The organism is Mesorhizobium sp. M0491, assembly GCF_040321265.1.
In the GTDB taxonomy this organism is placed as follows: domain Bacteria; phylum Pseudomonadota; class Alphaproteobacteria; order Rhizobiales; family Rhizobiaceae; genus Mesorhizobium.
In genome coordinates this window covers 118,628-132,186 of sequence record NZ_JAMYRE010000021.1, presented here as the reverse complement: position 1 = coordinate 132,186, position 13,559 = coordinate 118,628, and the positions used below count along the sequence as shown (strand labels likewise).

13 protein-coding genes and 2 pseudogenes are annotated in these 13,559 nt (G+C 59.6%); 6 read left to right on the top strand and 9 right to left on the bottom strand.

What is annotated here, in order from left to right:
- Positions 1-65 precede the first annotated feature (65 nt).
- From NKI69_RS25075 to NKI69_RS25065, 3 genes are all read right to left on the bottom strand, one after another.
- Positions 66-413, bottom strand: a complete 348-nt coding sequence (locus NKI69_RS25075; RefSeq protein WP_352631136.1) for an RES domain-containing protein — start codon at positions 411-413, stop codon at positions 66-68.
- Positions 414-1,097: an XRE family transcriptional regulator gene (locus NKI69_RS25070; RefSeq protein ID WP_352722757.1), complete on the bottom strand. Its 684-nt coding sequence runs from the start codon at positions 1,095-1,097 to the stop codon at positions 414-416.
- A 97-nt stretch (positions 1,098-1,194) separates the two neighbouring features.
- On the bottom strand, positions 1,195-2,286 hold the full coding sequence (locus NKI69_RS25065) for an RHE_PE00001 family protein (RefSeq protein ID WP_352722756.1): 1,092 nt from the start codon (positions 2,284-2,286) through the stop codon (positions 1,195-1,197).
- 312 nt (positions 2,287-2,598) lie between these two features.
- Between NKI69_RS25065 and NKI69_RS25060 the strand changes: the two genes are divergently transcribed.
- Positions 2,599-3,531: a recombinase family protein gene (locus NKI69_RS25060; protein ID WP_352722755.1), complete on the top strand. Its 933-nt coding sequence runs from the start codon at positions 2,599-2,601 to the stop codon at positions 3,529-3,531.
- A 298-nt stretch (positions 3,532-3,829) separates the two neighbouring features.
- Here the strand turns inward: NKI69_RS25060 and repC are convergent, their stop codons facing one another.
- From repC to repA, 3 genes are all read right to left on the bottom strand, one after another.
- Entirely contained in the window at positions 3,830-5,173 is a 1,344-nt protein-coding gene (gene repC, locus NKI69_RS25055; RefSeq protein WP_352722754.1) for a plasmid replication protein RepC, read from the bottom strand.
- 212 nt (positions 5,174-5,385) lie between these two features.
- On the bottom strand, positions 5,386-6,399 hold the full coding sequence (gene repB / locus NKI69_RS25050) for a plasmid partitioning protein RepB (protein WP_352722753.1): 1,014 nt from the start codon (positions 6,397-6,399) through the stop codon (positions 5,386-5,388).
- Between the two features lie 196 nt (positions 6,400-6,595).
- The gene (gene repA, locus NKI69_RS25045) at positions 6,596-7,813 is read right to left on the bottom strand and encodes a plasmid partitioning protein RepA (RefSeq protein ID WP_352631148.1); all 1,218 of its coding nucleotides are present in this window, start codon (positions 7,811-7,813) and stop codon (positions 6,596-6,598) included.
- A gap of 480 nt (positions 7,814-8,293) precedes the next feature.
- On the opposite strand from repA, the pseudogene NKI69_RS25040 reads away from it, so the two are divergent.
- Together NKI69_RS25040 and NKI69_RS25035 are read left to right on the top strand one after the other, a co-directional pair.
- Positions 8,294-8,566, top strand: a pseudogene (locus tag NKI69_RS25040) (acyl-homoserine-lactone synthase); the annotation flags it as partial.
- Positions 8,563-8,937, top strand: a pseudogene (locus NKI69_RS25035) (ATPase, T2SS/T4P/T4SS family); the annotation flags it as partial. The pseudogenes NKI69_RS25040 and NKI69_RS25035, both read left to right, overlap by 4 nt.
- A 337-nt stretch (positions 8,938-9,274) precedes the next feature.
- Here the strand turns inward: NKI69_RS25035 and NKI69_RS25030 are convergent.
- Both NKI69_RS25030 and NKI69_RS25025 read right to left on the bottom strand, forming a co-directional pair.
- Entirely contained in the window at positions 9,275-9,604 is a 330-nt protein-coding gene (locus NKI69_RS25030) for a single-stranded DNA-binding protein (RefSeq protein ID WP_352631152.1), read from the bottom strand.
- An 85-nt stretch (positions 9,605-9,689) separates the two neighbouring features.
- The gene (locus NKI69_RS25025; RefSeq protein ID WP_352722752.1) at positions 9,690-10,196 is read right to left on the bottom strand and encodes a hypothetical protein; all 507 of its coding nucleotides are present in this window, start codon (positions 10,194-10,196) and stop codon (positions 9,690-9,692) included.
- An 87-nt stretch (positions 10,197-10,283) separates the two neighbouring features.
- On the opposite strand from NKI69_RS25025, the gene NKI69_RS25020 reads away from it, so the two are divergent.
- A complete protein-coding gene (locus NKI69_RS25020) occupies positions 10,284-10,814 on the top strand; it encodes a helix-turn-helix domain-containing protein (RefSeq protein WP_352722751.1) in 531 nt (176 codons plus the stop codon).
- Positions 10,815-10,915: 101 nt separating this feature from the next.
- Here NKI69_RS25020 and NKI69_RS25015 read toward each other — a convergent pair whose 3' ends face one another.
- Complete coding sequence (locus NKI69_RS25015; protein ID WP_352631158.1) at positions 10,916-11,719, bottom strand: hypothetical protein; 804 nt, start codon at positions 11,717-11,719, stop codon at positions 10,916-10,918.
- 739 nt (positions 11,720-12,458) lie between these two features.
- On the opposite strand from NKI69_RS25015, the gene NKI69_RS25010 reads away from it, so the two are divergent.
- Together NKI69_RS25010 and NKI69_RS25005 are read left to right on the top strand one after the other, a co-directional pair.
- A complete protein-coding gene (locus tag NKI69_RS25010; RefSeq protein WP_352631160.1) occupies positions 12,459-12,662 on the top strand; it encodes a hypothetical protein in 204 nt (67 codons plus the stop codon).
- A complete protein-coding gene (locus tag NKI69_RS25005; protein ID WP_352631162.1) occupies positions 12,659-13,141 on the top strand; it encodes a hypothetical protein in 483 nt (160 codons plus the stop codon). Before NKI69_RS25010 ends, NKI69_RS25005 begins: the two co-directional genes overlap by 4 nt.
- Positions 13,142-13,559 lie beyond the last annotated feature (418 nt).

The window sequence follows — 13,559 nt, the reverse complement described above, 5'->3', positions numbered from 1 at the left end:
AGGCCAGATACCAGCGAATGCAAAGCAAGTTCACAGATTGGTCGAAATGGCGGCCTTTGAACATCTCAACTCTCCGGGGAACACCGGAGCCCAATGCCATGCGCCTCGTTACCAAAAACTTTGCAACACATCCCCACCTCCTCCACCGGAAGATCGTCAAGGATTCCTTCGCGGCGGTCGCGGAGCACGGTCTCGAGGAAGCACACCTTCAGGGAGTCACCGAGATAGAGAACACCAAACCGATTGGCGTCAACGCGGCGTCGAGGATCGCTGAATCGGCTCGGCGACTTCCCGTATCCCAGCGGATCGGGATAGATGCTCCAGCAGATCCGGCCGAATGTCCGTCCCGGCGATATGGTCTCGATTTCGAGCTTTGCACGCCCGAAATCGGGTGAAGGTGGAACGCCGGGCATTCAGTCGAAATCGCCCCTGGCCAGGCCTTCCGCCGCGGCCAACACCGCGGCGTCATCGCCTTGCTGAAGGGCTTGAAGGCCCGTCCGCCCATCGAGGGCGCCATGGCGCGACACCAGAAACCGATAGACCGCCCAGGCGCTGTTGCCGAGCGTCTCGTGCAGCGCCGGCAATGTCCCGAACGGTCGGCCGTCCTTGTCGAGTTGCCAGACAGGAAAGCGGAATCCGCGCTTGGCGCCATCGATCCCGAGCACCTGCCCGCTTTGCCGCCTGGCGTTGACTGTCACCCGCGACGTGCCGAGCAGCTTGGCAAAGGCATCCGCGGTCAGCATGTCCTCGCCGGCGACAATTTCGGCGACGCGCTTGCGGCCACGCACGCGTGCTCCGGCAAGCGCCGCCTCGAGTTCGGTATCGGGCATGCCCGTGTCGTCGACGGGAAACTCATCCGAAGCGACCGGCCGTTCCTCGACCGGCGTAATCGTCTGCGCATCAGCCGCCGGATCGACCTCTACCCGGAACGATACGCGATGGCCGATCTTGCGGCTGCGTGCGATCGCTTCCTGATAGCGTTCGAGCAATACCTTCTTGAAGTCTGACTGCGCCGGAAGTTTTGTGGTGAAGCTCAGGGTGGCGACTCCCGCATGCGATGCGGTCCCGCTATGATTACTGCGTTTTGGAGCGGCCATGATGACAACCTCTTGCTGTCACCAATATGGTTACACAGCGCAATTTCGTCAAGTTGGATAACTTCGTAAGGTAGACGAACCTTACGGCGGCTGCGGACTACACGATCCCCCACGCCCGAAACCTTCCCCTGCCCGTCATCTCGCGCAGGCCAAGCTCACCGATCAGGTTGAGCGCCCCCTGTTTTGTCACTTTTAGACGCTCCTGGATCATGCCCGCCGAGACCAGCGGTCGCGACAGTACCAGCTCGACCAGGTCGGGCAGTTTCGAGCTAGCGCGCCGTTGTTTGAGCCGCCGCTCCATCTGGCTTTTTGCCAGCACCAGCCGATCGTGTTCCTTCAGCCCAGCCACTGCTGCGTCGTGAATGGCATCGAGCCAGGCGAGCAGCCGATCGCCGCGATTGCGCGCCCGCCTCCGCTCGCGCGGAATGTTTTTCGCGCCGAGATGAATGCAAGCGAGATGGTGGGCGGCAAGACCTTCCTGCCGCAGCAGCGCGGCAATCAGCAGAGGCCCGAGCCAGGCTGCATGCTGCAGCACCTCGATGTCCTGCCAGGCGTCGAGAAGCAACGCCGCGCGCAGGACGACCGGCAGATCGCGCGTCCTGGCGATAACGTCCTGCCATTCGGCGAGCCGCGCGTCTTCGTCCCAGTCGAGATCGTAGATGAGGTCCGGCCGATCGTCCGGGCGCGCCGCTTTCGCCGGCACGTCGGCGCCGCTCAGAATCTTCGACGAGCGCGCCAGGACAGCATCGATGTCGGCAAATTCTTCGGCCAGGAGATCGTCCTCAGCGTCATCTCGAACCTCGGGATCAACAGAGGCAGTTCCAGCCCCCTCCCCTTCCGAGCCTTTTGGCCCCGATGCCGGCGTCGCGCCGCCGCGGCCGGCCAGCGCCAAAAAACCGTCACGGCTGAGCGCCCAGTCCGGGTTGTTCGAAAAAATTCGCCGGCGGACGCGCAAGACGGCATGGGCCCGGGTGAGTTCGTGGGTCGGGGTGCGGATGTCCATGTGGGCGTCGTGGAGGACGAGGTCCTCGAGGTGGACGAGTTCGCCTTCCAGCCAAAGAGCTGCGGCCGCGTCGGCAAAATGCTGGCGCTCGACAAAGCCGTCGCGGACCGGCGAGCGAGCCAGCCGCTCGTCGAGGCGGGCCGAAGCTTCGGTCGCACGCGCGACGGGCCCGAACAGGGCCTCCAAGGGCAAGTCTCGAATCGCGTAAGTCATTGTTTTCACGATAGCAGAATTGCCATAGTCAAGCTATCTGGATGTTAGCTTGACTTGCATGGCACTTTCTCAACCGGGCTTCTCACAATCGATAATGACCTCATATCGGGACTGTACAGCACCACGCCCTGGGGCGGTCAGGAGGCTAGAAAACGTTGATTGTCAGGCTCATCGAAGCCGTAGGAGCTACGCAAAGGGCCACTAGAGACGTTTACAAACGATCGTTTGTTGATATCTTCGGTGTTTGTACAAAACGCCCCTTTCCTATGCTGAGAGACGACGCGAATGGCCCGTGAAGCGCAAGATCGACGCTCCGGACGACTAAAGGGCCGGCAAATCGGCTACGCACGCGTGTCGACGGACGAACAAGCGACGGAAGCGCAGGAGATTGAGCTGCGATCGGCCGGCTGCGACGTCGTCATTCAGGAACATGGATCCGGTGCGTCGAGAGCTCGCCCTGCCCTACTGCGATTGATGAGCGACATCAGCGCCGGCGATGTCCTGGTCGTCGTGCGTCTCGATCGCCTTGCGCGCTCGGTCAGCCATCTTCTTCAGGTGATCGAGGATCTGACTGAGAAGGGCGCGCATTTCCGATCTCTCCGAGATCCAATCGACACGTCGACGCCACAGGGCATGTTTTCGCTACAGGTACTCGGCGCCGTTGCCCAGCTCGAGCGTGCGCTGATTTCGGAGCGGACCAAGGCCGGCATCATCGCTGCACGATCGAAGGGGCGGCTGCCAGGCAATCCTGGTATCCGGGAGCGCAGGCCCGAAGCCCTGGCGAAGATGACAGCGGTGCAAAAGGCAGCCTATGGCCGACGGCTACAATCAACGATGAACCAGTGGCTTCCGACGGTCCGCCGGATGCGACCAGACCACAACTGGGACGATATCGCTCGGGTCCTGAACCAGCGCGGCCTCGACTGGACGCCTGAACGACTGCGGCGGGCAGTGAGGTGGCTCGTCACCGAGCACCTGGCCGAATCCACACTGCTAAAGCGGGCGTCTCCTCTGCCTCCCGAAGATCGCCTGATGACTCTTGTGGCAGGGATTTCACAGTCTAACCCAGATCTGTCGCTCCGCGACATCGCTGGCCAGCTCGAGCGTCTGCATGAGCGAACCCCACGAGGAAGCGCAAAATGGTCTGCCTCCTCAGTCAAGAACCTGCTCGATCGAGCCCGCCGGCTTGGACTCGTCGCCGAACTACCCGCGAGCTGACCGTCATCCCGCTGCAGAACAGTCCTCAGTTTACGGTCCGTGGCTGACGCTCAACATTCCCGAGCCGCTTGTACGCGGCCCAGGCATCAGCTGGAACAGCGCTGCCGGTCCGCGCCAGCCAAGCCGCACGATCGGATTCGGTAAGCGAATTCCACCACACCATCCCGGCGGTTTCATCGGGCGTCGGTTCCGGGTCGTGTTCGTTTTTCATGCCTTCGATGCTCTCATAAGACGCTCGTCCCGACAAGCGCTGCGGCCACCGTCCATGTCATAGTGTGGATCGAAACCCGCCGGCAGATTATGATCCGCGCCTCGGCTTCTCGAGGCTGCGGCGCAACGCATCGCTGATTTCCAGCCGGGATTCGGTGCGCACAACCTTGCCTGCCGTCTCCAAATCGACGGCAGCGGCTTCAGCTCCGTTTCCGGCAGCTTTCGACGCGTCAAGCTTTGCCCGCAACAAGGCCATCACCATCGGCCAGACCGAGAACTTTCCGGCCTTTGCCCGGTCCGTCAAGCTGCGCAAATATCCGCCGGCGCTGTTGATCTGGTCCTGTCGCTGGTAGATCGCAGCAATGGTAATCGCCGCCTGCTGCTCACCCATTGCCGTTCGCGCTTCCTCCCAGGCGCTCGGGCTGATGCCCATGGTCGGCCGGGCAACCTCGGCCGCGGCCAGAAATTCACGCCAATTGCGAATTCCGCCGCCGCCCTTCACCAGCCAAAGCATGTTCGGGCAGGCATCCAGCACGATCCCTAACGGCAGCTCGCGCTTCGGCAGGCTGCGTAGGTTGTCGGTGTCCGCAACGTTGGCGCCCGCTTCATCTGTATTTCCTAAGCCACTTTCAGATTCAAATTTAGAGTCTGGTTTTGAATTCTGTATGTGGCGTCCATTTCGGGACTCATTGGCATCCGCTTTTTGTGTTTTTACAAATGATTCCAATGCTTCACGCACTTCAGCCCAAAGGCCTTCTAGCTCCTCGGCAATCACCTCGAAGGTTTGCCTGGGCGCGGTGCGTGGTATTTGGCCGACAATCGCCTGGTAGGCCTGCTGGACCCTGCCCCAGTTCGCCGGCACGCCTTCCTCAATCCCCGCGTCGATCATCTTGACGATGTCACGGCGGCATATGGTTAGCCGCTCCTTAACGAGACGAAAGGCCTTCTTCTCAGATCTGACCGCTTCCGCAAGATCCTTGAACTCCTCAGCGCGCGCGACGATCGGCGAGATGTCGAAGCCATAGGCTTGCTCGATCTCGCCCCCCTGCCCTTTCCGGGCGAAGCGCTTGCCGTTTGGGCTGTCCCGACGGATAATCAATCCGCACTCGACCAAGACGGCCAGGTGCCGCCGTAATGTCGTTGGCGGCATCCCGTTGGCGCGGCGAATAAGCTGCTCGTTTGATGGCCAGACGATCAGCTCGCTGTCGCCATAAAGCGTCGTGTCCGGATGGAACGACAACAACGCGTCGAGAATAGCCAAAGCGCGATCAGTGGCGCCCAGAGCGATCCTGGCGTCCTTGATATCCTGGAAGACATGCCACTTGTGGACGGTCGCCTCCTTCGACGCCGCCCTTGCAGTGACTTGGCTTGAGATCATGCCAAGCGTCATCGGCCGCCGCCCAAAGGGCGTCGTTGAGATATGCGTCCTCATTTTCCTTCACCTGTGTTCAGGCAAAAGAAATCTGCTCGTCGAAACGACGATTTAGTCCCTATGGGACTCTTGACTGCGATTCTCGGAAGTGCGATTCTCTAAGTTGCGAGACTACAGAGAAGGGCTTCCGGGATGCCGTTTCGGGGGCCTTTTTCTTTTGCGGTTTGTGATCAATCGACCCCACCGAGAAAGCTCAGTCGGGACCTAAGGCCCTACTTTTGAGCGGTACCTCCTCCTTCCCTGGTTTCCATAAACTGATCGTAGAGGCGGTCCAGCTGCTGAGCGACAAATGCTCCGAACGCAGGGGCCTGCTTCTCATCGAATATTAGTGCCGTCCTTGCCGCCGCATGTTCGATGCGGGCCGCCTTCTTGCCTAATGGAGTGGTCCACGATTTCACTTTCGGCGAAGGCTTGGACGTAGTGTTGGATACGAGTCTGAACACCCGAGCGAAGCGAGCGTCGCTGTCGGCCTTCCTGAACTCAGCGGTGTCGACCGCAGATTCGACTAACTGCATTGTTTTAGGGCGACCTAATCCCTCAGCGAGCGTGGCCCACCGCGCGCGTCCCGCCTTAGGTGCGGGTCCGATCTTCGAGACAAGATTTTCAGGAATGCTACGGGCAATCGAAATGAATCGGCTAAGGTCCGCCTTATCCGTTGAAAGCGCGGCAATGATTGTAGCGCGCTCATAGCCAGCATCCTCGAGATGTTTAGCGAAGAGAGCTTTCTCGATGAAAGATAAATCCGCCCGGTCGAGGTTTTCCCTGCCTTGGGCAATCACAAGGTCGTCGTCGCTGAGGGTCTGGACAATTGCCCTTACCTCGCGCCCTAATTTAGCAGCAGCCCTCAATCGACGACGGCCGTATGCTATCTGATACCGCCCCGCTGTCTCGGGGTGAGGCCGCACAAGTATGGGCACTTGTTGGCCGTTCTCGGCAATGCTCATAACCAGCTGATCGAAACCTCGATCGATTTCTGCCGGCAAACGATCCGCGATCGTTGATCCTTCGATCTTAGACGGGTCTAATGAGACAACTGCGTCGCCTGATGCTAGCTGTTCTTGAAGGCGTGCTGCCGCCTTGGCTCCTTCTGCCATCTCCTGCAAGGACGAACCCATCGCGGAAATGGCGCCTGTGCGTACTCGGGCGGCTATTTTATCTCCAGCTGGCGGCAGCGAGGGGCCGGGCTTTTTCAAAAATAGCGAGTCTATAGCATCCTTGCGACTCATGCCGAGGCTCCTTGCGGATCTGCGAGTGGACCTACCTGCACCGCACCTGCGGCGCGCGCGTTGGGAGCTCCCAACAACCGTTTAGCTGCGCGACAGCGGGGTGAGGGAAGACATCTGGGTGTCTGTTCACCAGCCCAGCAAATGCTCTTCAACAGCTTCGTGTTGGGAGCTCCCAACACGTCAGATCTTCTATCCATCACGCGCGACCCCACGCTTTTTTCAGCAGTACCTCAATCTCTGCATTTACCGAATCCAATGCCTCCATAGCGCGGTCGTAAGTCGACCGCGTGAGGTTCTCGCGACCAATTTCATACAACGTCTGCTTCGTCAGTCCGGCGTCAGACACGGCTGCCGACTTGACCATCGGATTGGTGAGAACGTGATCGTCGAACATATTTCGAAGCAGGGCCGCCACCTTTGTCTGGGGGGCATCCTGTGGCTCAAATCGCGTGAGGAGGTACCGAATAAAGTCGTACTGAAGATCCCCGCCGGCATCCTTTACAACACCGAGAAGGTCTCGGGTCATCAGAAGGAATTGGCTCATCGACGCAACATCGAGCATCTGCGGGTGCACCGTAATGATCATCGACGTTGCAGCGCACAGACCGCTTAGCGTAAGAAATCCAAGTTGGGGAGGACAATCGATCACTATGACGTCGTAGCCGTCGGCAACTTCGTCGAATGCCCGCGCAACACGAGTAAAAAACAACCCGTCCGCCCCCGCGCGACTGGTCAGCGCTTTAGGAGTGGTATGCTCAAACTCCATCAGCTCAAGATTGCCGGGGACCAGATCCAATCCGTCGAAATAGGTCGAACGAACTACCTCCCGAAGTGGACGCTTGGCGTCGTCGTATCGAATCGCGGCATAAAGTGTTTCGTTTGCCGCCACGTCCGTCTCCGGAAGCACCCCTAGCAGCGCGGAGAGACTTGCCTGGGGATCCAGATCAACCGCGAGAACTCTATATCCCTGCAATGCAAGATACTGAGCTAGGTGGGCAGAAGTGGTCGTCTTGCCCGAGCCACCCTTGAAATTCGTTACTGCGATGACCTGCAGATGCTCGGTTCCACGACGATGGGGCACAAATTCAATGCTCTCGCGGCCACGCGTGCTCCCAGCCAGCATTCCGCGGATTTCGTTGATCTGCCCCAACGTGTAAAATCGTCGCCCATTGCTTGCGAGTTCTGGCTGAGGTCCTTCACCAGCAAGCGTCATTTTCCTGAGAGTGGAATCAGATATCTTCATCAGACGCGCTGCTTCCCCCGACGTAAACTTGCGCAGACTTTTTTGGGACGTCGGCGGAAACAAAGCCTCGCTCATCGCCTGCAACTGCGAACTGAGTCGATCGGCATGCTCGCCGATGGTCACATCGACCGACGGACGATCATTCCGAGATATAGCGGCAGCCTTGCTCACGGTCTAAACTCTCGTCACGGTTAATCGACGTGTTCCGTCATTTAACCGTGACGATACCTATTCGCCTTAGGCTTGCAAGAAGTTATTGGTTAACAATACCTTAACGGCAGCCTGGGGGAACCTCTTCCATACCACGCTAGACGGGCGATTTCCCATTACAAAACAATCCTCTATGGCATTCCCGTGCTCAGTATTCGCCTAAGAGCTGCTGATGCTTTTATCAGTGCACTCTGCGCGCCCTGTCAGGTGTCCAGACGCGCTTCGTGTGCGGTAGACCCGACTCAGCCGCGACGCAGGAGAGAATCGGATTCATGTTTTCGTTAGCCGCGGACGGCCGCGCAATGGTTCCGAACGCTTCCGAACCGGAGCAATACCGATGCAGGCACTCGCTATTCCAGCCGCGGCGTATGACGGCTTCGCACTTCTGTCGAAACGATGCATCGTCTTCGCGCCCCGTCTTTCAAGTGACGTCGGGAGTGGAATGTTGAAGCCAGCGACGACCGTGAGGTCGACGCCTTCGACCTCCTGAGGCCGACCGACGTTCTGGCGATTTTTTCGGCCTTCGATGTCGTCGGCTGCGCGCCGCTCCTTACCGGTGACAGGACCGACTATGCTGGTGAAAGGTTTCCACAATTGCTGGCGACCAGCCGGCTCGAAGCCCGTGCCGGGATGGTCGAGAGTTCACGCTTCTGCGTCGACACATCGCTCCGCGAGGGCAGGGGAGGGCGTGCGCTGCATGATGCCGTGCCCTGACCCTGTTCTCGGCGATCATCGAGTGGTCAATGACGCATGGCTACCGCGAGATCGTCATCCGCAACGCCATAGCCTCCCGGCTCAACGTCGTCATCTGCGGCGGCTCGGGATCGGGAAAGACTACTCTCGCCAATGCGGTGATCGCTGAAATCGAAGAGACAGCGCCTGACGATCGCATTCTAATCCTCGAGGACACGGCAGAGATGCAGTGCGCGGCCGAGAACGCCGTAGCGCTGCATACCAGCGACGCGATCGACATGGCGCGGCTGCTGAAGAGCACGATGAGGTTTCGCCCTGACCGGATCGTCGGCGGCGAGGTCCGCGACGGGGCCGCCCTGACGCTGCTTGAGGCCTCAAACACCGGCCTTCCCGCTTAACGCGGATACACAGCCCTGATGAGAGCTGCTTGCGCAGCACTGCCTACGACCCCGCACAGAAGGGCGGGGCTGATGTAAAAGTTGAAGATCAAGGCGATTGAAGAAGCACACGATGCCAGTGGTCGCGACCGTGATCACATCCAGTAAGTCGTCTTCCATGACCAATCATCCCTGTTGCCGGATGGCTGCCAGGGCGCCACTCGGCCGAAGGGGAGGGGCACGAACCCAGCCGCGATAGCGGTGCCTTTACCGGATTGCGCCGCCGCGACGACTAGGCCGCTGCAGAGTTGCCGGGACAAACGAACCGTGCTCAGCCGTCGGGCGGATCCTGTCAGTCGTTCGCATTGACATTGGCGGCCTGGAAGGCGTTGAACGTCGTTGCGACCAGATCGGTCGTGTAGACCGTCTCGCCGTCCTTTTCGTAGGATGAGTTGCTGATGCGGCCTTCGGCTATGACCGGCTGGCCTTTAGAAACGTTGTCTTTGATCCACGCGGCCTGATCATCGAACACGGTGACGGTGACCCAATCCGTCCTCGTTTCCTTTTTCCCGGCGTCGTTGGTCCAATGGCGGTCGGCAGCGATGCTGACCTTGACCGCCTTATTGAAGCTGGTGACGCTGCCTACGTTCCCGGCAACGGTGAAACGATTGATGCTGCGCATATTGGGATACCTTCTATAATTAGGTGGCTCGATTTCCGTTCGCACGTCAATTAGAGTGTCATCATAGAATCGACGGAAGCAGCAGTCAGATGTTGAGATTGAACCAGGCCCGCTGCCTCAAGCCGTTGGCGTCGGTATACTCAACGTACCAAGGCTTTGACCGCATCGGCCGCGGCATGCTGATGGTCTTCTGGCAACTGTCGCCATCACGGCGGTTGGTGACTGTCTTGAAGATGGGCCTGCCGTTGCGATGGTCGAAGCATCCATTCTCGCGCTTCTCGCACATGTTTGGTTTTGAGCGGTTGCCGTCGTGCCCGACGTCGCTGTAGCCGACGGTCCAACCGTCCGGGCAGTCGTCATAGACGTCTTTCCGCGCGGCAGAGGAGTTCGCGTCAGGGCATGTTGGCCAGGAGAAGCCGGGAAGCTTCATCGCGGCGATGAGCCGGTACATGGGCGGGTGGCAGCTTGGGGTGGCTTGCCAGTTCCCGGAAACGCACAGCAGTACCTGACAGCCCCATTCGGAAGCCGGCGCGCTGCTGGCGTAAAGGGAGCCGACTGCAATGGCGGCGGCAAAGAGCAGAGATTTGGTCAATGGGAGCTCCTTTCACGGACGTCGCTGTTTATACTTTAATTGATTTTTTGCGACCGCGAAAGGAGGTTTGTATGGGGTTGGACGGCGGTGGAAAAATACGATCCGAGAAACGTTTTGGACAACCCAGAGCGCGATGTCATGCAGGCGCAAATAGCGGCAAAACTCGAAGAAGAACGCCAGCGGCGGAATCTGTCGAATCGAGATTTCGTGGCGCTGATTAAAAGCTTCGCCAACGAAAAGGAGTTCTCCTACCGCACCTACTATTTGACGATGCGGCAGGAGCAGAACCTGACACTCGCGACGGTCGCGCTATTCGCGCGGGCGCTTGAAATCAGCGTCGCTGAACTGCTGCTGCCGCCGGCAGTCGTGGAACCATCGATGAAGCGGCTCGACGTCCAGCAGATTAAGGACAACATCGCGCGCGCGATAAACGGCTACCGGAAGCGGAAGAACTTAATGAAGAGGGAGGTTGCCGACCTGATCGGCATCTCGACCGTCACGTATTACAAGATCGAGCAAGCGCAACAGAATCTGACGCTGGCGATTATCGGCATGATCGCCAAAGGGCTTGGCGTGCCGACGGCCGCTCTGCTTCTCGGCCGCGTCCCTAAGCGCTGATTTTTGCCTTGCCGGGCGCAAGCGGCTCCGGCAGGCTTGTTCAAAAGCCCCTTGCGACGGTTCGACTGGGTGCGGAATGGTGGGGCTAGGCTTCCCAGCCGTCAGCCGGACGGTGGTTTGCGTCCGGCAAACCGCTGAAGGCGGCCCGAAGGGCCACCGGTCCGGCTGTAAGATGGCTGTCCGCCTTTCTGTTTATTGCCGAAGGTTCCTGAGGACGCCGCTTTTTTGAACCCAGTCGGACAAAATTTAAGGCCGAGGTTCGGCCGAAATTTTTTGAGCCATGCGAGCCAGCGCCGGCACTGGATCTTTACCAGGTTTGGCAGATGCCTGGCGCGCCATTGCGGGCGGTCTGTGATGTCGAGCAGGCCAAGATGGCGGGCCCGGCGCAGCGCGTTGCGGACGGTGGTGGCGCCGACGCCGGCGCGGTCGCCGATCTCTTTGACGCTCGATCCGCAAGAGCCGTGCTGACGGCAGTCCGAGGCAACAATATAAAGCACGGCCCGTTCACCCTCCGTGAAGCGATCCCGCACATTTGGGGGTAGGGCGGCCATATCGCCCAAGCGTCGTTTCCTCGCCCATCGGACGGGGCAGCGCGACCCGCTCGCCGCTTGATGGCGCGACTGCTTGGATTTCGGGCGCTGCGGAAAGTAGGTGCGCGCCGGCGGCAACCGGGCTTCGCGCGCCACTTGCAGCAAGGAGCGCCGCGAACAGGCGGCCTCGCTTAGTTCTTGCGCCTCCTGGTCCCTCAAGGCGCCCTCGGCCAGCCCTCGCCAGACCAGCACCAGATAGTGATCGATCTGCTTGGCCGTCGTGATGTCGGCAAGCCACTGGGCCATTTCGGTGTGTATGGTCACCACGTCTTTCCCTTGCTTGCGGCAAAGAAAATCCGTGGCGCGAAAGCGCATTTTCCTGTTGCGACTGTCAGAGGAAGCAGCTAGATTTTGCCATCTTCTTTTGGTGGCAATCGACGGAATTGGCGTTCCGTTCTAGCTACAACCTCTTGGAAATCCGGCCTTCGCGCCGGGTTTTCTTTTTGCCTGTATCCGTTCTCCACGATTCGATGATTTGCCACCGTAAGCGGCTGAGTGCATAAGTTAAAGTAAAAACCTGATCGCCGACAACCCTCGGCTTTCCGTGCGCCGCCTGGCCCAATTCGGCCTTGCGCCGTCAGCGCGCTCGTTCTCGGCTCGGATCGGGCTCGCTCCAAAGGAGCAGGGCGGCTTACGCCGCCCCTGTTGCTGGTTATTCTTCGTTGTCGTCGGTGTCTTCCTTAGCTTCGCAGCGGGGATGGACGCGGGTGAAGATGGCCGCAATCACATCTGTCGTGTGGACTGTTTTGCCGTCTTTTTCGTTGGACGAGTTTGCCAACCCGGCCTTCCACGTAAACGCTGTCGCCAACGTTCACGTTGTTCTTGATCCAGTCGGCGCGCGTGCCGCTCAGGATCGTGACGGCAAGGCGAAAGCCGGTAGGGGGACCACTCACCCGAAGGGCCGGCGCACGATTCTCGCATGCGGATCCGCAGCCGGTCCTGCACGGAGCCGGCGAAGCCGCGGAGGAAGAATGGGGGATGCCGGTTTTCGCGTTGTTGGGGAGAGCCATCTTTCCCTCTAGCGACTATGGAATTGATACTTTAACATCGCTGCATGAGCGACTCCCAGCAGATCGCGGACATGTATTTTGAGGAACTGCGCGAACGCGCAGAGCGCGAGGGGATTGACGCTGCATTGCATGTGGCAGCGATGACGCTGGCGTTCTATCAGAACAGCGCCAGCACTGGATTTCATCGGCGACAAGGGCCGTTGCTGGTCACGCCGACGACTGAGGTAAACGGGCCGCAAGAACCATGAACAATGACAGCGTGTCACTCTTTCCAATGCGTGCGATCGCCCCCGCAGCGATCATCACTCTACTGGTGCCCGGATTCACGTTTGCGCAGGCAGGCAATCCGATGTGGCAGTCAGGGTATAATTGGACGTGCGAAGCGACGGCCCGCACGATCTGTGAGCGAGACGGGACTTGCCAAATCGGCGATGCAGGCGGTGTGAAGTTCGAGATCGAGTTTGAAAACAGCCGTGCGCTGTTTCCCGACGGGACGGTGAAGATCAAGCGACACTACCGGCAGACGGTCAATGACAGTCCCCTGCAGGCGGAGGTGAAAGTCGAGCTGGCGGACAACCGCGTTCTGTGGTTGACGGCGGTCGATGCGAGCCGCACTTACTCCCAAGCCTGGACGGGAGCCATTGTCGAACCGAAAGGAGGGGTCGTGCTTTCGATCACGCAAGGCGTTTTTTGCCTTCCAGAATCTGCGGGAATGCCAAAGGGATGACACCGGACAGTTTGACCCGAAGGCAGCGTCGGGAACTCCGATGGTGGGCCGCTGAACTTGGCAAGCATCAGCAAGGCGCCGTGCCTTGCGTATCGTGTCACGGTGTTGGGCTGCAGGAGCTCGAAAACGATCGCGACGCTGCCGTGATCAAGAACGGTGTGGGATACGCAGCTGAGCCTTGCCGCCGCTGCGCCGGCATGAAATTTTTTCGCCGCTAGGGGAACCGTTCCCGTCCAATCCAAACCAGCCAATCGGCGCGTTCGGACCGGAGAAAAACAGCCAAATTGTTCACCTCTGCGACGTTCTCGCTCCCCACAGCATCCCCGGATTCACATGAGGGACGGCGAGCAAGACTGCGCCGGTCCCCGTCCGGCAAGGCATTGCGGAGCTAGGCGGGGGATTTGCAAAACGTAGCGCG

What these genes read in the sequence shown, in the direction of transcription:
- NKI69_RS25075 (WP_352631136.1), bottom strand. Translation starts at nt 413, where the DNA reads ATGCCCGGCGTTCCACCTTCACCCGATTTCGGGCGTGCAAAGCTCGAA.
- NKI69_RS25070 (WP_352722757.1), bottom strand. Translation starts at nt 1,097, where the DNA reads ATGGCCGCTCCAAAACGCAGTAATCATAGCGGGACCGCATCGCATGCG.
- NKI69_RS25060 (WP_352722755.1), top strand. Translation starts at nt 2,599, where the DNA reads ATGGCCCGTGAAGCGCAAGATCGACGCTCCGGACGACTAAAGGGCCGG.
- repC (WP_352722754.1), bottom strand. Translation starts at nt 5,173, where the DNA reads ATGAGGACGCATATCTCAACGACGCCCTTTGGGCGGCGGCCGATGACG.
- repB (WP_352722753.1), bottom strand. Translation starts at nt 6,399, where the DNA reads ATGAGTCGCAAGGATGCTATAGACTCGCTATTTTTGAAAAAGCCCGGC.
- NKI69_RS25030 (WP_352631152.1), bottom strand. Translation starts at nt 9,604, where the DNA reads ATGCGCAGCATCAATCGTTTCACCGTTGCCGGGAACGTAGGCAGCGTC.
- NKI69_RS25015 (WP_352631158.1), bottom strand. Translation starts at nt 11,719, where the DNA reads ATGCGCTTTCGCGCCACGGATTTTCTTTGCCGCAAGCAAGGGAAAGAC.
- NKI69_RS25010 (WP_352631160.1), top strand. Translation starts at nt 12,459, where the DNA reads ATGAGCGACTCCCAGCAGATCGCGGACATGTATTTTGAGGAACTGCGC.
- NKI69_RS25005 (WP_352631162.1), top strand. Translation starts at nt 12,659, where the DNA reads ATGAACAATGACAGCGTGTCACTCTTTCCAATGCGTGCGATCGCCCCC.